We start from the raw sequence: 17,355 nt of genomic DNA, 5'->3' as shown, positions 1-17,355 counted from the left end.
TGTAAGCTAGCTGAGCGAAGTCGAAGCTGTAGTTTTTATTTGAATTATCTATAATTGGTAATTGGGGATTGGTAATTGGGGATGGGCGATTGGCGGTTAGCTTTTAGCCATTAGCTTTTAGCCATTAGCTATTTAAAATGGGAATTGGGGTTTCATTATCATTATTTAGATGTGACTGTTGATTCTCAATCACCAATCACCAATTACCAAAAAGCTAACAGCTAACAGCTAACAGCCAACAGCTAATCGCTAACAGCCAAAATCCCTACAATTCTCCAAATCCCTTTTTCTTTTTCTTCTTTTTGCCATAGGCAGGATTTCCCGATGGGGCTTGGTTGCCCATACCGCCCATGCCAGGGAAACCGCCGCCACCCATATTGGGCATTCCAGGGAAGTTTGGCATCTTGCCCTGTCCCATTTGCTGCATGAGCGATCGCATTTTTTGGAAATCAGCAACGAGCTTAGTCACATCCTGAAGTTTGTAACCCGCACCATTGGCAATCCGTTGTTTGCGGCTGGGACTTTTGGCGATGAGGTCAGGATCCTTGCGTTCTTGTTTTGTCATCGAAGAGATCATCGACTCACAGCGTTTGAGTTGCTTTTCGGCTTCTTGGATTTGTGCATCGTTGATTTTCATTCCTGGAAGCATCTTCAACATTCCCCCAAAAGAACCCATGTTTTTCATCATGCGAGTATTTTTGAGGAAGTCGTCAAAGTCAAACTGAGCTTTCAGGATCTTTTCTTGGAGATTTGCTGCGTCTGTGAAATCAATTTCTTCCTGAGCTTTCTCAACCAGAGTCAGTACGTCGCCCATGCCCAAAATCCGTGAAGCCATCCGTTCGGGATAGAAGGGTTGTAATGCTTCGACCTTTTCGCCGACACCGATAAATTTAATGGGCTGTCCCGAAATCTGCCGCACCGATAGCGCTGCACCACCGCGAGTATCGCCATCCATCTTGGTCAAGATTGCGCCTGTAATCCCAATCTCATCATGGAAGGTGCGTGTCAGTGTTGCCGCTTCTTGTCCTGTCATCGCATCGACGACTAGAAGTACCTCATCGGGCTTAATCGTATCTTTAACACGCTTGAGTTCATCCATCATGTCGCGATCGATCTGCAAGCGTCCCGCCGTATCGATGATGACGGTATTAACGCCTAACTCCTTCGCCTTTGCCAAACCTTGACGGGCAATCTCGACAGGATCGGCATCGGCTCCCATTTCAAAGACTGGCACGTTGATTTGTTTGCCGAGGGTAAGCAACTGATCGATCGCGGCGGGACGATATACGTCAGTGGCTACGAGTAAAGTCGTGCGATCGAGTTTGCGTAAATGTAAAGCTAATTTGGCGGTAGCAGTCGTTTTACCCGTACCCTGCAAACCTGCCATCAAAATTACTGTGGGGGCGTTGCTTGCCTCGGCAAGCGGTACATTTGCCTCGCCCATCGTCCTGACCAATTCGTCATAAACGATCTTGATAAATTGCTGATCGGGGCGCACACCTGCGATCACATCAGCCCCTTGAGCCTGTTTGGAGATTTCTTCGACAAATTCTTTGACAACCTGTAGGTTGACATCTGCCTCTAAGAGCGCCCTGCGTACCTCACGAATCGCGCCCTGTATATTGGATTCAGAGATTTTGTCCTGTCCGCGTAATTTTTTCCAAGCCGCCTCAAATTTATCGGCGATTTCATCAAACATATCTAAATTTTGCTTTTGCTGTTGGTTCTACTTACTAATTTACAGTTACAGCCACTACATTGATCGCGATCGGAGAAAATTGGCAGATAACTTTAACTGCAAAAATCAATAAAAAGATTGCTAGCAAATGTTACGCAATAGGTTTGCTCCTAAAAGATAAGCATAAAGACTAGATGGACAAAAATTAAACTCTACTCCTTTGTATTGGATATTTGTGTCTGAAATAGTTTGACTAGTCACCAAAATTGGTTGAGATATATTGGGATGCTTATTCACAAATTCAACACAATTATCAAGCTCCGCGATTGTTCTATAGGGGCGATCGCTCCATTTAACTTCAACAATCCAAGAGGGTAATTGATTAGCCTTATCTAAATGAACGATATCAACTTCTCCCGATTTCCATCGCGCATAATAAAGTTCCGTAATTTCGCTGTGTCGCCATTGACTAAAAATTGCTGTTTCAGTCATCGATCCCATAGCTTCGGAATTCGCATCAATTTGTCCAAATAATGCAGCTCTCATGGATGGATTGGTTAAGTAAACCTTGAAACACATCGCTCTTTTAAATCTCTTTGCATTGTTATCTATGCGCTCAACTCGTCGAATTAGGAACGCAGCTTCAAGGTATTCGAGATAGCGCTTAATCGTATTTTTAGCAACACCAGAGGATTTAGATAATCCATCTAAACTTACCTCATTTCCAGAGTTGTAAGCTAAGGTTGTAAAAAGCCTGTTTAATTCTTGAATGTCGTTAATACCGTAAAGACTGGGGAGATCTCGGAGTAACACCTTGTCGATAATGTCACTTTTGATGTACTGACTAGGGTTTTGCCTGATAGTTTCCGAAAAGACTGCCTCTGGATATCCACCAAAGTTCAGGTAGTTTATAAATTCTTCATTAAGAGTAGTAATATTTAGGGCAGAATAATTTATGGCTGAAGCCCCATAAATATTTGATTCTAACTCTTTTATAAGTTCTGCTTCTCGCCCAATAAACATTAAGTATTCAGCAAAAGTTAGTGGTGGTAGAACATAATCGCTAAAGCGCCCAGCACCAGACTCATGGCTCTTTAGTCTTAATGCTGCCGCAGCAGAACCCGTAACAATAAAGCGATAGTCTGCATACGAGTCCACGAGAGATTTAAGATGTACTTCCCAATCACGTAAATACTGGATTTCGTCAAAGAAGATAAACAGTTTGGCATTGCGCTTATGATCAAATAATTTCTGGAAATAATTGAGTATCCTTTCTAAATGCAGTCCAGTATAGATTGGAGTTTCAAGGGAAATGTATAAAATATTTGTTGCTTCTATCCCAGAGTCTAAGAGTGCGCGAATGGTATGATAAACCATAACGGTTTTACCAACACGCCTTGGTCCCATTAAAACGATCGCTCGACGAACATTTGCATCCAAAATATTTTCATAAAAAGTCTCGAAGTACTTACGTCGAGGTGTAGTTTCGTAAGTTATTTTTCCTTCTTTGCCCTGTTCCCACCAAGGGTTATCAAACCGAAGTCGAGACAAAATATCTGCTTCTGAAATTTCAAGCATAGATTTTAAATAAGATTAGCCAACTAATCTTATTTTATCTTGGTTTTACAATTAAGGTCAATCAACTAATCTTGTTTTTGTTTTGTAGGAGTAGCGATCGTCATATCCAGATATCGAATTTCATCGCAAGCATTACCAATTCTAAAATTTAAGCTAAAATCATCATATTAAGCGGTGAGTCTCCAAGCCATGATCCAAGCTTTAGCTAAATCTGATAACGAACATATTGTTAGGCAATTTGTAACGTGGGAGCAGTTCCAAGCATTGGAATCTGCATTTGCAGATATTGATGGTGTGCGCCTGATTTATTGTGAGGGAGTTTTAGAAATTGTGGGTATTGGACGACCTGATAAAATGATCCGTTACAAATAGGTTGTTTTTTATGGATTCAGAAGCTCAACAATTTGGGCATGTTTGCATTTTACTTGAAAAGAATATTTTTGAGATGCTAAGGTTTATAAAATTTAGACAACTCAAATACATTTAACGAAAATGAATCAAGATAAAAAATCAATTAATAACCATATAGAAGAATATCTAGACTACTATTGTTCAATTAAATTAACAAGATTTGCCGTTTTGCTAAAAGGTCAATGGGGATCTGGAAAGACTTGGTTTATTAAGCAATACTACAAAAACTACAAAAAGAATAACCCTATAGAAATAGATATATGGAAAGATCCTGTAGATTTAATCTTGCTAGGTGAGCTTTTGCATAAAGTCAATTTTTTGGGTAAAGCTTGGCGTTATTTTTTTAGAAAAGAGCAGATATCATCTAAAAAATTTCTATATGTTAGTCTTTATGGACTAGATACGCTTTCTTCAATAGATGAAGCCATATTTCAAGAGTTACATCCATTATGGGGTTCTGAGCAAGTTAGGATAGCAGGTAATATTATCAAGGGATTTTTGAATGGCTCTCTTAAAATAGATCTAAATGGCACTGGAAAAGATATAGCATCATGGAATATTAAAATACCAGATCTTACTAGAAAATCAAAAAATTCTAACAAGAAAGAAACTAACAAAAGGGTTTTAATTTTCGATGATTTAGAACGTTGTAGTATCAATATTTCTGATTTACTGGGCTACATCAACCAATTTGTAGAACATCAAAATCTAAAGATAATTATCCTTGCAGATGAAAGTAAGATTTCTGACGACAAAGATTATTTAAATTTTAAGGAGAAATTAGTAGGCAAAACTTTTAATATATTACCAGATTTTGAGAATGCATTAAAAAGCTTTGCATCTGAACTGGAAGAACCAATTATTGAAAAGGTTTTGTGTGAACATATAGATTTTATAAAAGATTTATATTCTACTAAAGCAAATCGAGAAAATCTAAGAACTTTAAGGAATATGGTTTTAGATTTAAAGAGAATTTTTGTACACTTCCCTCAAAAAGCCAAAGAGAATCCAGAGATATTAAAAGATGTATTAAAATTTTTAGTACTATTTTCCACTGAAATTAGCACGGTAAAAATAAAATCTGGTGATATTGTTGGATTGGTCAATGAGTATGGACATCTACGTGCAAAATTATCATTAAAAGCAACAGATAATTCTTTGTCTTCAAATAAATCAGATAAAATAGATAAAGATGGTAATGTAAAAACTCTCAAAGACACTGTTAAAGAGAACTATGATTTATACTTTAAATTTGATTTAGATATGGTTTTCCCACCTAAAGAATGGTGGGAGAAATTTTTTGATAAAGGCTTGATTGATTCAGAAGAACTAACTGTAAATATATTAAGCAAATATTTTCCAGATGATAAGGACATACCTAACTGGAGAAAGTTATATTACTGGAGAAAACTTTCTGATGAAAAATTTGCAAGTTTATTGAAAGAAGTTGAATTAGAGTATCAAGAAAGAGGTTTTAATGATATTGGGGAAGTAAAGCACATATTTGGGATTTTCTTAGATCTTTCAGACTCAGGGCTTATTAACAAGAATAAAAAAGAACTTTTATCTAGTGCAAAAGATTATATTGATTATTTAAATAATATTAATAAAGTTCCTCCTTCTCAAACATCAATACTTTATGACAAGTTTCAGGACAACTATAATAATACTGTTTTTGCCAGTTTTAATTCGATTGAATTTCAAGAGCTTTCCTCTTATGTGGATTCCATTCAAGAATTAGTAAGAATTAAACAATTGCCAGATGACGCAAAAAAATTGATAGATATTATGATTAGTGATCAACGTAAGTTTTATCAAATGATTTGTCTGAATAATGATGTAGATTCAGAATACTGTGCAGTACCAATATTTAATCAAATAGATATAAATTATTTTACAAGTAAATTATTCTCCATGCCTCCTGATGATCAGAGGTTTGTTCTTTTCACGTTAAAAGAACGTTATAAAATCATAAATAAAAACAATAAAGATTTGCTTAGTGAAATTGTATGGCTAAAGAAATTGCAAGAATGTTTTACAAAGGAGTCTGGATTAAAACAAGGTAAGCCTAGTGGATATCGTTTAAAAAAATTAAATGATGACTATTTGGATTCAATAATCAAAAATCTAGAGATAGAACAAACAAAATATGCTAAGCCACACTAATCGAATAACTATTCATCCAGACATTTGCAACGGTAGACCAATTATCGCCAACACTCGAATTACCGTGCAAACAGTCATGGAGTTTTTGGGCACAGGTGACTCTATCGAAGAAGTGCTTGAAGAAGATCCATCTCTAAAAAGAGAAGATATTTATGCCTGTATGCAATTCGCAGCAAAACTGATAGCAAATCACTACGAAGTGAGAAAAGTTGTATGAATGGATTTTAGGCGATCGCAGATTGTTGAGATTGATTTGAGGCGATCGCTTTTTGATGGGTTGGGTTGAGGCGATCGCTTTTTTGCTGGAATTTAGGTGGTCTCGGGGTGTTGAGGTTGAGTTAGGGGCGATCGCAGGTTACTTGGAATTGGATACGTGATAAATTTGTTAATATTTAGTAACTAACCGCGAAAAGTTATGACAAAGGTAGAGCTAATCGAAAAGCAAATCGCTGATCTTGACTATGACTCATTTGCACAATTGCGTGAATGGTTTATTGAATTTGATCAAGCGATTTGGGATAAAAAACTCGAATCAGATTCTAATTCTGGCAAACTTGACTTCCTGATCAATGCTGCACTTGTTGAACATCAATCAGGGGAAACGATAGATCTGTGAAACATAAAACAGCATCCAGCTTTTGGAAGTATTACGAGAATCTACCAACAGATATTTGCGACCTTGCTAATAAAAACTTTCAGCTATTGAAAGATAATCCTTCGCATCCATCCTTGCAGTTTAAAAAAGTTGGGAAGGTATAGTCTGTAAGAGTTGGATCTAATTACCGAGCGATCGCTACCCAGATTGAAGAGGGATATTTATGGATTTGGATAGGTACTCATGCTGAATATGATAAATTGCTGAGATAGGTGCTAAATATGTTAACAAATTCAGTAAAACTTCTAGATGTCGTAGCTCTAACTATCGATCTTCCCCAAGATAATTTATGGCGTGGACAGGTTGGTACAGTGGTTGAAATACTTGCCAATGGTCAAGCTTTTGAAGTCGAATTTAGCGATCGCAATTGAGTTGAGAGGCGATCCTCGTATTCACTGCAATTATAGAAACTGGTATAATCCAAGAATCAGTTTTAGCAAATTCGAGCCATGTTGTTTGATTGGGATGAGGAAAAAGCCAAAAGCAATCTTGCTAAACATGGAATCTCTTTCGATGAAGCCACTTCTGTATTTGACGATCCCTTATTTTTAACCTTTTCCGATCCAGAACACTCACTTCAAGAACAACGTTTTCTTATTATGGGAGAATCAGCCCGAGGAAGATTACTAGTTGTTTCTTACACTGATCGCAAAGATATCACACGTCTAATTAGCGCCCGTACCGCTACTCGCAAAGAACGTAAAGCATATGAATCAGAACTTTGAAATGGAAGATGATTTACGCCCCGAATACGACTTTACTCAACTCACTGTTGTTGCTCGTGGGCAAGGTAGGAAGCGATTGCCAATCACTGTGCAACTAGATCCCGATGTTGCAAAACTTTTCCCAGATTCAGGCGCAGTTAATGAAGGCTTGCGCTTATTAATGAGACTGATTAAACAATCTCCAACTCAATCAAGTGATCAATCTTTGACTATATCTAACAATTCATAGATAGTGATTTTCATATTTTAGGCGATCTCCTCTTGATAGGCTATGTATTAGGCGATCGCAGATTGTTGAGATTAAGTTAGGGGCGATCGCTTTTTGATGGGTTGGAATTTAGGCGATCGCGGGGTGTTGAGGTTGAGTTAGGGGCAATCGCCTTATCTAAAAAAAACGATGCTAATATGAACTTAATCTACTCTGTATGGAGTCAACTGTATGGCTAATATCACTTACGATGAAATTTTTGGAGCAGTATTAACCCTGCCACCTCTGTATAGAGCGATGCTTGCCGAACATCTCCTTAACAGTCTTGACGCAGTTGATCCTCAAATTGAATTAGCTTGGGGTGCAGAAATAACGAATCGCATAGAGGCGATCGACACAGGTAAAGTCGCATTAGTACCAGCAGATCAAGTATTGCAGAAACTAAGAAATCGATAATGGTGCTTGAATTTGATCCTAATGCACAATCAGAACTTAATGAGCGCATCCAAGTTTTAGCTGTAATGCATTTGCAGCGCGAACCACGATATTGGATAAACAGAATTCAAGAGTGATGATAATAAAGTTGTTGAAATACTTGCAGATGGTCAAGCCTTTGAAGTCGAATTTAGCGATCGCAATGGTCGCACATATGAATCTCTAGGATTAACTCCAGAAGAATTTATGATCCTACGTTTCGAGCCAATATTACCTAATTCAAAAGCTCAACTAATTACTGTATGAGCGCTTTTTGATAGGTTGTGATTTAGGCGATCACGGGGTGTTGAGGTTGATTAGAGGGCGATTTTTGATGGGTTGAGTTTTAGGCGATGCAAGTTAGAATGCTATAAGTACCTGTAATTAGGACTATAAAATCATGTCAACACAACAAGTCACCTTTCAAGAATGCAACACCCACTTCGCACAAATTTTTGAACGAGTATTAAAAAATCACGAAGTCATTTCAGTTTATAAAGAGCCAGAGCAGGGCATCGTCATACTAGACGCAAAAGAATATAGCAGTCTAGTCGAAACCTTGTACTTACTAAGCAACCAAGCCAATCGCGATCGCTTATATCAAGGCATCTTGCAACATCAACAAGCTCAAGTAAAAGAAGAAGAACAAGGTTTGACCATAGAACAACGCCTTGATTTTCTCAAATTACCGATCGCTGAACGTAGACAAATACTCGAAAGTCAAGCGGAGGAAATGATTACCCACTATCAACAAGAAACTGATTGGAAGGAATTAATGGCAGGTGACATCATTGACTACTAATTCTGAGATACCCAGACGTGGAGAAATTTGGCTCGTTAACTTTGATCCTACAGTTGGCGCTGAAATCAAAAAAATCCGTCCTGCTATTGTCATTAGCTCAGACGCAGCAGGAAAATTACCGATTAAACTTGTTGCACCAATTACAGATTGGAAACCATATTTTGCTTAAAACTTTTGGCACGTTAAAATAGAAGCAGACACAGAAATTGGACTCACAAAGGCTTCTGCAATTGATGCTCTTCAGCTTAGGGGTATGGACTTGCAAAGATTTATTCGCAAACTTGGCAATATATCCGATGCTAAGATGACAGAAATAACGGCTTCTATTTTCACTATTATTGAATACGAAATTTAGCAAAATTAAAGCGATCGCGGGTTGTAGAGATTGAGTTGGGGCGATTTCGCTATCTCATCTACAATATTGACAAATAAGTTATGATCATTTTAATTGCTCTAGGTAATTGATTATGGAATGGGAAGAAGTTTGTGAGAATAAACAGCTACAGGATCTACCCTTCAAAATTGAGTTAAACAAGTGGGGGCAAATCGTCATGAGTCCAGTCAAAATCAAACATTCTTTTCATCAAGGAAGAATCCAACGTCTATTGGAATCTTTATTAAGTAACGGAGAAGTGATGCCAGAATGCGCGATCGATACTACAGATGGAGTTAAGGTTGCTGATGTGGTGTGGTGTTCGGAAGCAAGATTTGACAAAATCCAAGATGAAGTCTCAGCATCTATTGCCCCAGAAATTTGCATAGAAGTTAAATCCATTGGCAATACTTTAGGGGAAATGGAGTTCAAGAAAAAGCTTTATTTTGAAGCCCAAGCTCTTGAAGTATGGCTATGCAATGAGCAAGGTAAAATTAGATTTTATAACGAGCAAGGGGAATTAGATCAATCCTTATTAGTCCCTGATTTTCCGAAGCAAATAAAACGGTAATTTATTTTTTGTTTTTAATGAGTGATATTTAGGGCGATCGCAGATTGTTGAGATTGATTTGAGGCGATCGCTTATTTCCAAAAATCAATACCTCAAACTATTTCCTATTGACTGCGTTCTAGCAATGCGACCCAGAGACGACGGGAACCAATTTGAGAACTATAAAATAGCAAATCGATTAACAATTTTAAGGCTAGTCGCTGAATCGCATCGGGTTTAGCCTGTTCCTCCTCTGCCATGCGTTCTTGATACAGACTATTAAAGCGATCTAGATAATCGCCAAGAATCGCCTCGCGGTAGGGAGGATGTTTGAGAGCAGTACATTTCTCTAATTGAGCGACCGCATTACGAATAGCAAACTGCTGCTGCGCTGCTAAGGTACAACTGATTAAAGTCATTGCCCTTGCCTCATCAACATCTAATTTCTTGCGCCCTTTCCCCTTGCGTAAGGGGCTAGCCTGACGTAACCGCCATAGAGTAATGCGATCGCTTAAAATCTCCTCCAAACCCAGCTTTTCCGCAACCGCCAGCATTTCATCGGAGCCAATCCCCGTAAGTGCCTCCAAGGACAGCAGCACCAAATCTAGATGCGCTTTAATTGCCTGTAACTGAGGCAATTCTGGATCTTCAAAAGAAGGAGCAGGTTGGGTCATGAGTCAGAACTGGATTTAATTTGCGGTAAAGGAGGCAAGGGCAAAGGGCGATGTTTACCTCTTGAGTTCTCAGCAAGGGCTTTCGGTACATTATCAAGCAAAGTAATATCGCCTAATTTACTGCTTAACTTGTCGCTTGCTAGATCGATCGCTTCCCCACGAGAAGCACTCCTTGCCCTGCCTTGAGTTGCCCAAGCTTGCATGAAACTAATCTGTTCTCTCGCTGTACTTGCTAGGGGATAGGTTTCCTTGATAGCGCCTAAAATATCCTCAGTACTAACGTCACGCTGTTCGTGGAAAGCGCGATACATCCCTTCAACGATCGCCTGTTCTATTTCCGCACCGCTAAATTCCTTAGAGATAGCAGCCATGCGATCGATATCAAAACTAGGTAACTCGGTCGGACGAAAACGCTTTAAGTGGAGTAAAAAGATTTCTTTCCGTTCTTCATAGGTGGGCAAGTTAATAAAGAAGAGTTCGTCAAACCTTCCCTTTCGCAATAACTCAGGGGGCAAGGCATGGATGTTATTTGCCGTTGCTACCACAAATACTGGGCTGGACTTCTCTTGCATCCAAGTTAATAGGGTTCCTAAGACCCGTTGACTGGTTCCCGAATCGCCTACACTATTCGCAATTCCGCCAAAGGCTTTGTCAATTTCGTCAATCCAGAGAATGCAAGGTGCTAGGGCTTCGGCAAGCTGGATCGTTTGGCGCGTGCGGCTCTCTGACTGTCCCACTAAGCTGCCAAATAGGCGACCAACATCCAATCGCAATAGGGGTAATCGCCAAAGATTGGCGATCGCTTTGGCACAGAGACTTTTTCCTGTTCCCTGAATCCCCAACAATAAAACTCCTCTGGGATTGGGTAAACCAAACGCTCTCGCTTCATCGGAAAAAGCCTGCTGTCGTTGCATTAACCAAAGTTTGAAATTGTCTAAACCGCCAATGCTATCTAAGGTCTCATTGGGAGTAAAGAACTCTAAGAATTCCGTTTGTCTGATGCGTTTTTGTTTCTCAACTAAAACGCGATCGATATCCGATTCGTTCACAAAATGCTTTTGAACGATCGACTTAGAGAGCGTATGACAGATGCGATCGCGGGTCATGCCCATACAGGCTTTAATCAACTGTTCGAGACTATTACCCTCCATTCGTAACTGTTCGGGGGGAATCATCTGCTCGATAATATGACGGATCTCCGTCGTTTCGGGTAATGGAAAATAAAGAACCGCGATCTGTTCTTCGAGTTCCGAAGGCATCTCTAATAATGGACTCAACAGAATTAGGGTTTTACGCGAGTTCCGAAAACTGCGATAAAGATTGCGAAGTTGACGCACCAAAATCTCATCTAGTCTTGGCGAAGCCAAACGCCGATGTAAATCTCGAAATACATAAATAGTTGCCGTTTGGCGATCGCTATTCTCCACCACTTGGAGAGCTTGCAGCAAATTATTTTTACCTTCCTGATTATGCTCGAACCCACGCACGAGATCGTAATAAAGCATCTGACGGGGTGGCCCACATTCCTGCGCGACCTGAGCGATCGCCTTTTCCGCACGCTCTTCCTCCCATGTCACGACATAAATAATCGGACATTTTGCGCGGATCAATAGACTAAGTTCTTCTTTAAAGTTGAGAGATTTCATGCAGGGATGCCTTGGATTTCTAAAAACTCGCTGGGTGATATTGGCAAGCGGTTTTTCACAGATAATTTGACGGATAATTTCACAAATAATTTTAGAAGAAATCGTCGTTTGCTAACTGTCGATTTGGAGTTGGCAGCGATCTTAAATAGCTGAGAAATTGTAGTAGCTCGTCGTTACTTAATTGCTGCCGTGACTTTTTATCAAAAGTTCGTACTAAATAATCGCGCCCTTGGGCTTTTGTCCAGTTTAGACGCTCCATCTCCACATCGATTTTAGAGATCGGATCGGATAGATCGATTGGTTCGGGCGCGATCTGCGGTGCTGAAGACTTGATCGTCGTAGGATTAGTCGTAGGATTAGACGAACGAGATGTTGTTACGGTTTCGCTAGGAGTTTCATGAGGTGACGATAGGGCGTTAGGTGCTGGTTCGCTCGGCGTATAGTAAACATGCTCTTCGGGGATATATTCGCTTGTCCCATAGTTACTTGATGAATAGTTTAAAGTCGGTTCTGTTTGAATGGTTTGCATCGTATGGGTTAACTGGGGATTAGCATTACGCTCGGAAAGGTTTCCCGCACTACCTAGGGCATTAAAATTAGCTGATGGCAGAGAATTGACCGTTGCAGGATCCCGCGAAACTTGGGTGAGCATGGGCGATCCATAATTGCCATAGTTGTTATCAAATCCATTGTCAAAGGCAAGCCCCGCGATCGTCAGAGCCCGTTTAATAGCCCGATCCTCTGCTATTTCAAGATCGCTATCGACAGCCGTAGCAGTGCCCATAACTGCATCTCCTTCCGAGACGATCGCCCTAAAAGCATGAAGACCGTCAATTTTGGGGAGCATCTCAGTTTGAATGCGACCTTGAGGATATTGAGAACGAAACTGGGCAAACATAAATAAGTACGAAATCAATGTGGTTTAAGTAATTGGGGCAGGATCGAGGGTGTTTCACAAACCTAGATAACTTATTGAAGGGTTCTGTTTAGTAAAGCCTTAAAAGAATATCGGCATAGGCGATCGCGTGCAACATATCTCAAACCTCAGCTCTAAAAATTCTCTTAGTCTAGTAAGTATGGGCAGCGTTTCACGCCGCCCATACCTATTTAGTACCAACATTCGCTAAGGTTACTCTATACCCAGGAATCTTATCCTCATCGACTTCATCGATCTGATCGGGATCGAGGTACTCATTGGCATAGCGTAAATACACTTTCTCGCTGACAAATAGATCGAACAGATCGGGGTCGATGTGATTTTCTAACTTCATCTTACCGAGAATTTGGAGGCATTCAGTTAAAGTTTTACCCTGTTTATAGGGGCGATCTTTAGCGCTGAGGGCTTCAAAAATATCAGCAATTCCCATCATCCTCGCAGGCAGAGACATTTGCTCGCGCGTTAAGCCTCGCGGATAGCCTTTTCCATCCATTCTCTCATGGTGACCGCCAGCATATTCTGGTACGCGACGAAGATTGCGCGGATAGGGTAATTGTTCGAGCATCTCGATCGTAACCACAATATGATCGTTGATAATTTTGCGCTCTTCGGTAGTAAGGGTTCCCCTAGAAATATTGAGGTTGTACAGTTCGTTCTCAGTCAAGAAATTAGTTTCGACACCCATAGGATCGCTCCATCGATAGGTCGCAATGATTTGCAGCCTTTCTTTATATTCATTACTCATGAATTCGCCACCAATATTACAAATGCGAAGAAAATCTTGGTCGCTGGAATATTGAGCGAGTTTTTGCTTAAACGACTCCTCTAGAGCAGGAATAATGCTGAGATTGCCTGATTCGATCGCCGCAATTTTTTGATTAAGAAAACTAATTTCGGCATCACGTTTGAGGACTTCAAAGCGAGTATTAATTAAGTGAATGCGATCGAATATTGTTTCGAGTTTAGTTGCTTTATCGATTACATGTACTGGCGTGGTTACTTTACCGCAGTCATGGAGCAGTCCTGCAATTTTTAGTTCGTATCTTTCCTCATCGTCCAAACGGAAATTTTTGAAAATGCCGTAATCTGCTTTACAGGCGGCATCGGCAATCATCATGGTCAAGGTGGGGACTCGGCGACAGTGAGCGCCGTTGTAAGGCGATTTTTTGTCGATCGCCTCGGACATGAGATTAATAAACGATTCAAATAACTCGCGAAATTGACCGATTAGTTTGTTATTGGTTAAAGCGATCGCGGCTTGGGATGCTAAGGATTCGCCAATGCGCTGGGCAATCTTAGAAAATTCAATAATTTGACGATCATCTCCCTTGGCATTAATCAATTGCAAAACGCCAATCAATTCATTTTCATGATTGAGCATCGGCAAGGTCAAAAAAGACTGCGATCGATAGCCCGTCTTGGTATCAAAAGCTCTAGTTCCCGCAAAGTCGAACCCCTTGGCAGTATAGGCATCAGGAATATTAATCGTTTTTTTGTACAAAGCGGCATGGGCTGCCACCATCGTGTTATTGGGATTACCATCCGCGTCGTAGAGAGGTAAGGGATCGAAAGGGATCGGCTCTCCGAGTTGTGCGCCCATCATGATACCGAGAGAATCATTCATGATGATTTCAAATTGAAGATGCCGTTTGTCCTCTGTAGCTAGGTATAGCGTTCCACCATCAGCGTTTAAGATTGCCTTAGCCCCTTTTAAGATCATTTCTAGCAGCTTGGGCGTATTTTTTTCGGTCGAGAGCGCTATCCCGATCTCATTTAACTTTTCGATTAGTTCAAAGGATTCCGTTTTTGTTTCGCCCATATCCATTAGTTTGCATCTCTATTTATCAACAGCGTCTTGGTTTGGAAATATCATGAGGGAATTAATTTATTAACTTTTCTTGGGTTGATTCGGTTGAATAAATATTTTTGGTAGCGGAGGCAACCCAGTTTTTTCCCAGAACTGTTGAAATTGTTGAGGTTGAGCTAGCTTCCATCCAAACAATAAAATCGTAGCTAAAAATGTTGTTGCTAGACCAAATTTTATAAAATTGATTGCATTAAAGTATTTATACTTAGAGTATTTATACTTAGAGGTTTTGCGAGGACTGAATTTTTGACTTAAGTCTTGACGCTCTTCACCTAAATATGAAGATTTAGAGGAAGATTTAGAGGTTTCATTGGGTGAACTAATTGGTTGATGAGAGGACTGAAGAAGTGTTCGTTCTAATTGTTCCTGTACTTGCTCTTGTAATTGCTCCTGTAGCTGTTTGATGACGAGTTGCACAATTGGTGGTTCTTGATCGGTTCTAGACCATTGTCTAGCAACTGCTGAAGGAATAGCACAGAGGTTTTTAGACTCTAGCTTGGCAATGCGATCGCGTAAGGATATTTCATCAGAAATTAAAACTACACATTGTTGTGGATGAGCATTAGCAACTCCAGCGGCACTTCGAGCAACGTTCATCATCAATTTTGCCTTACGACTAAGATTTTGGGTAGCCCTAATCGCTAAATCGCTACGGTCAGAAGTTAAGGGGGTAGTTTTCCAGTTGAGTTTTGGGAGTAGTTTTTGAAATTGTTTAGCGGCAGATTCGTTACCTTCAATTTTGCCACTGGCGATATTTCTAATTTCTACTGCTACAACCTCTGGCAAAAGACATTCGCCCAATTTGGCGATCGACTGCCAAGTATGAGGATCGGTTTGAGTAATAATACTTGTTTCCACAAGCAATAGATAAGAAACGCTGTACATAGGCAAAACAAGGATTTTATTTTTAGATAGTGTCACTTATCTAAAAATTGAGTGAAATTGAGTGAAATAAAATAAGTAAAATCAAAATTTAAGCTTATTTGAGCAGACGAGAACCTTGCCAATTACCGAAATTATTTGTACTACCCCCAATCCCATAGCTACCGTAAAATTCTTTACAACCCTCACCAAAAACTATAATTCCCTTGCCCTGTTGCTTCGGCTGTTGATTGGGAGTTTCCTGCCAATCAAAGGAAAGAACATTGTTGTTCAGCCTACCAGTTAATTCACCGCTAATTTTACCGCGTTCAAAATTTGTATATTCGTATTTTCCCGAAACGAGGTTCTCTGCTTCTGACTGCAAGGTTACTTTGCCAAAGGACGTTTGCCAATCTCCACCGATCTTAGATTTACAGATGAGGTTGCTATCTGGAGTTGCTTCAGGGGCGGTCAGATACTGCAATCCAAACATTGCAACCATAATCACTCCGCCGACTCCTAAAGCTACAAAAAACCAAGCGGCTGAAACTTCCCATTCAAAGGTTTTGGCAGGGAGGTTGGTTTCCTGTGAGGTATGCTCTGGAGTGGTTTCGTTTGCCAATGACGATAGAGATTCCTCAGCGGGAGGTAAAGGCTGTGGCTGCTTGCTTTTACTAAACCAAAGTTTTTGCATAGTGTAGGACAATGGTTGTGTTGCCAATATCTAGTATTACATTGTCGCATGATGATAAAACTCGTGCCGATCGATCCGTTCAGCGATTATGCTTAGCAATGGTGTAAGTAGCTTTTAGGTAACTCCATGTCTCAACCTTCGGAAACTGATATCCAGCAGATTTTCGATCGCATTGCCCCATTGTACGATCGCTTTAACGATCTTCTGAGCTTAGGACAGCATCGCGTTTGGAAAAAGATGGCTCTGCGCTGGTGCGAACCGCGACAGGGGGAAAAATGGCTCGATCTTTGCTGTGGTTCTGGGGACATGACGACCTTACTAGCTCAACTAGTTGCGCCAAAGGGGCAGGCGATCGGCGTAGATTTTTCTAAACAACTATTAGCGATCGCCGCCGATAAGACCAATAACTACGCGCCCACAATTCAAAAATGTCTCACATGGCAAGAAGGGAATGTTTTGGAGCTACCTTTTGGCGATAATACCTTTGACGGAGCCACCCTCGCCTATGGGCTGCGCAATGTGACAAATATTCCTCAATGTTTAGCCGAATTGCACCGCGTTCTCAAACAGGGAGCAAAAGCTGCCATCTTAGACTTTCATCGCCCTAGCGATCGCCTAATGCAAAGCTTTCAAGATTTTTACTTAGAGCGAGTGGTCGTACCGATAGCCGATCGCTTTGCGATGACCGAGGAATATGCCTATATTGCCCCAAGTTTAGCGAGATTTCCCATCGGTACTGAGCAGGTAAAATTAGCCAAAGCCGCAGGATTTATGCAGGCAACCCACTATGCGATCGCCAATGGCATGATGGGAATATTAGTTTTGCAGAAAAAGCTTTAGGAATTTAAGGATGGGCGGCGCTAAGCGCCGCCCATCCTTAAATTCCTAAAATTCGATCGATTTGTGGTTTGCAGTCTATAGATTTATTTGCTTGGTTACAATTGATGAAGTACATCCTGCACACTAAACGAACACATCCTCTGGTTTTGATTTTTAACCCTGCCGAATTACGTAAGTAAGTGGGCTTAATTAAATATAAAACCCTAGAACCTGCGG

18 protein-coding genes and 4 pseudogenes are annotated in these 17,355 nt (G+C 40.4%); 14 read left to right on the top strand and 8 right to left on the bottom strand.

Features of this window, described 5'->3' with window-relative positions; translation table 11 throughout:
- Positions 1 to 265 precede the first annotated feature (265 nt).
- Together ffh and AC805_RS08420 are read right to left on the bottom strand one after the other, a co-directional pair.
- Positions 266 to 1,699 carry a signal recognition particle protein gene (gene ffh, locus AC805_RS08425; protein ID WP_055075012.1) on the bottom strand — a complete coding sequence of 478 codons (1,434 nt, stop codon included), beginning with the start codon at positions 1,697 to 1,699 and terminating at the stop codon, positions 266 to 268.
- Positions 1,700 to 1,819: 120 nt separating this feature from the next.
- Entirely contained in the window at positions 1,820 to 3,256 is a 1,437-nt protein-coding gene (locus AC805_RS08420; RefSeq protein WP_055075011.1) for an ATP-binding protein, read from the bottom strand.
- Positions 3,257 to 3,445: 189 nt separating this feature from the next.
- On the opposite strand from AC805_RS08420, the gene AC805_RS08415 reads away from it, so the two are divergent.
- The 13 genes and pseudogenes from AC805_RS08415 (at position 3,446) to AC805_RS08370 (ending at position 9,641) form a co-directional block, all read left to right on the top strand.
- Positions 3,446 to 3,628, top strand: a complete 183-nt coding sequence (locus AC805_RS08415) for a hypothetical protein (protein WP_055075010.1) — start codon at positions 3,446 to 3,448, stop codon at positions 3,626 to 3,628.
- Positions 3,629 to 3,748: 120 nt separating this feature from the next.
- The gene (locus tag AC805_RS08410; RefSeq protein WP_055075009.1) at positions 3,749 to 5,833 is read left to right on the top strand and encodes a P-loop NTPase fold protein; all 2,085 of its coding nucleotides are present in this window, start codon (positions 3,749 to 3,751) and stop codon (positions 5,831 to 5,833) included.
- Positions 5,817 to 6,050, top strand: coding sequence for a DUF433 domain-containing protein (locus tag AC805_RS08405; RefSeq protein ID WP_055075008.1), 234 nt, complete (start codon positions 5,817 to 5,819; stop codon positions 6,048 to 6,050). The genes AC805_RS08410 and AC805_RS08405 overlap by 17 nt, the downstream gene beginning before the upstream one ends.
- 198 nt (positions 6,051 to 6,248) lie before the next feature.
- Positions 6,249 to 6,449, top strand: coding sequence for a hypothetical protein (locus AC805_RS08400; protein ID WP_055075007.1), 201 nt, complete (start codon positions 6,249 to 6,251; stop codon positions 6,447 to 6,449).
- Positions 6,446 to 6,700 (top strand): annotated as a pseudogene (locus AC805_RS27310) (hypothetical protein). Before AC805_RS08400 ends, AC805_RS27310 begins: the two are co-directional and overlap by 4 nt.
- Positions 6,701 to 6,709: 9 nt before the next feature.
- Positions 6,710 to 6,856, top strand: a pseudogene (locus tag AC805_RS24605) (DUF4926 domain-containing protein); the annotation flags it as partial.
- 81 nt (positions 6,857 to 6,937) lie between these two features.
- The gene (locus AC805_RS08395; RefSeq protein WP_055075006.1) at positions 6,938 to 7,213 is read left to right on the top strand and encodes a BrnT family toxin; all 276 of its coding nucleotides are present in this window, start codon (positions 6,938 to 6,940) and stop codon (positions 7,211 to 7,213) included.
- Positions 7,197 to 7,442, top strand: coding sequence for a hypothetical protein (locus AC805_RS08390; RefSeq protein ID WP_055075005.1), 246 nt, complete (start codon positions 7,197 to 7,199; stop codon positions 7,440 to 7,442). Before AC805_RS08395 ends, AC805_RS08390 begins: the two co-directional genes overlap by 17 nt.
- Positions 7,443 to 7,652: 210 nt before the next feature.
- On the top strand, positions 7,653 to 7,877 hold the full coding sequence (locus AC805_RS08385) for an addiction module protein (RefSeq protein WP_055075004.1): 225 nt from the start codon (positions 7,653 to 7,655) through the stop codon (positions 7,875 to 7,877).
- 126 nt (positions 7,878 to 8,003) lie between these two features.
- Positions 8,004 to 8,162: pseudogene (locus AC805_RS24600) on the top strand (DUF4926 domain-containing protein); the annotation flags it as partial.
- A 133-nt stretch (positions 8,163 to 8,295) separates the two neighbouring features.
- Positions 8,296 to 8,697, top strand: a complete 402-nt coding sequence (locus AC805_RS26760; RefSeq protein ID WP_055075003.1) for a type II toxin-antitoxin system Phd/YefM family antitoxin — start codon at positions 8,296 to 8,298, stop codon at positions 8,695 to 8,697.
- Positions 8,687 to 9,052 (top strand): annotated as a pseudogene (locus AC805_RS08375) (type II toxin-antitoxin system PemK/MazF family toxin). Before AC805_RS26760 ends, AC805_RS08375 begins: the two are co-directional and overlap by 11 nt.
- Before the next feature lie 112 nt (positions 9,053 to 9,164).
- Positions 9,165 to 9,641, top strand: a complete 477-nt coding sequence (locus AC805_RS08370) for a Uma2 family endonuclease (RefSeq protein WP_055075002.1) — start codon at positions 9,165 to 9,167, stop codon at positions 9,639 to 9,641.
- 104 nt (positions 9,642 to 9,745) lie between these two features.
- Here AC805_RS08370 and AC805_RS08365 read toward each other — a convergent pair whose 3' ends face one another.
- From AC805_RS08365 to AC805_RS08340, 6 genes are all read right to left on the bottom strand, one after another.
- Positions 9,746 to 10,294, bottom strand: coding sequence for a DUF3038 domain-containing protein (locus tag AC805_RS08365; RefSeq protein ID WP_055075001.1), 549 nt, complete (start codon positions 10,292 to 10,294; stop codon positions 9,746 to 9,748).
- Positions 10,291 to 11,940, bottom strand: coding sequence for an AAA family ATPase (locus tag AC805_RS08360; RefSeq protein ID WP_055075000.1), 1,650 nt, complete (start codon positions 11,938 to 11,940; stop codon positions 10,291 to 10,293). Before AC805_RS08360 ends, AC805_RS08365 begins: the two co-directional genes overlap by 4 nt.
- Before the next feature lie 91 nt (positions 11,941 to 12,031).
- Positions 12,032 to 12,838: a hypothetical protein gene (locus tag AC805_RS08355; RefSeq protein WP_055074999.1), complete on the bottom strand. Its 807-nt coding sequence runs from the start codon at positions 12,836 to 12,838 to the stop codon at positions 12,032 to 12,034.
- 205 nt (positions 12,839 to 13,043) lie between these two features.
- Positions 13,044 to 14,702, bottom strand: a complete 1,659-nt coding sequence (locus AC805_RS08350) for an HD family phosphohydrolase (protein ID WP_055074998.1) — start codon at positions 14,700 to 14,702, stop codon at positions 13,044 to 13,046.
- A gap of 63 nt (positions 14,703 to 14,765) precedes the next feature.
- The gene (locus AC805_RS08345) at positions 14,766 to 15,629 is read right to left on the bottom strand and encodes a hypothetical protein (RefSeq protein WP_156341353.1); all 864 of its coding nucleotides are present in this window, start codon (positions 15,627 to 15,629) and stop codon (positions 14,766 to 14,768) included.
- A 94-nt stretch (positions 15,630 to 15,723) separates the two neighbouring features.
- Positions 15,724 to 16,326: a hypothetical protein gene (locus AC805_RS08340; RefSeq protein ID WP_231662516.1), complete on the bottom strand. Its 603-nt coding sequence runs from the start codon at positions 16,324 to 16,326 to the stop codon at positions 15,724 to 15,726.
- Positions 16,327 to 16,425: 99 nt separating this feature from the next.
- Between AC805_RS08340 and ubiE the strand changes: the two genes are divergently transcribed.
- The gene (ubiE, locus tag AC805_RS08335) at positions 16,426 to 17,139 is read left to right on the top strand and encodes a bifunctional demethylmenaquinone methyltransferase/2-methoxy-6-polyprenyl-1,4-benzoquinol methylase UbiE (RefSeq protein WP_055074995.1); all 714 of its coding nucleotides are present in this window, start codon (positions 16,426 to 16,428) and stop codon (positions 17,137 to 17,139) included.
- Positions 17,140 to 17,355 lie beyond the last annotated feature (216 nt).

It is taken from the genome of Pseudanabaena sp. 'Roaring Creek' (assembly GCF_001402795.1).
Taxonomy (GTDB): domain Bacteria; phylum Cyanobacteriota; class Cyanobacteriia; order Pseudanabaenales; family Pseudanabaenaceae; genus Pseudanabaena.
The sequence above is the reverse complement of the archived record's forward strand: the minus strand, read 5'-3'. Positions and strand labels throughout refer to the sequence as shown.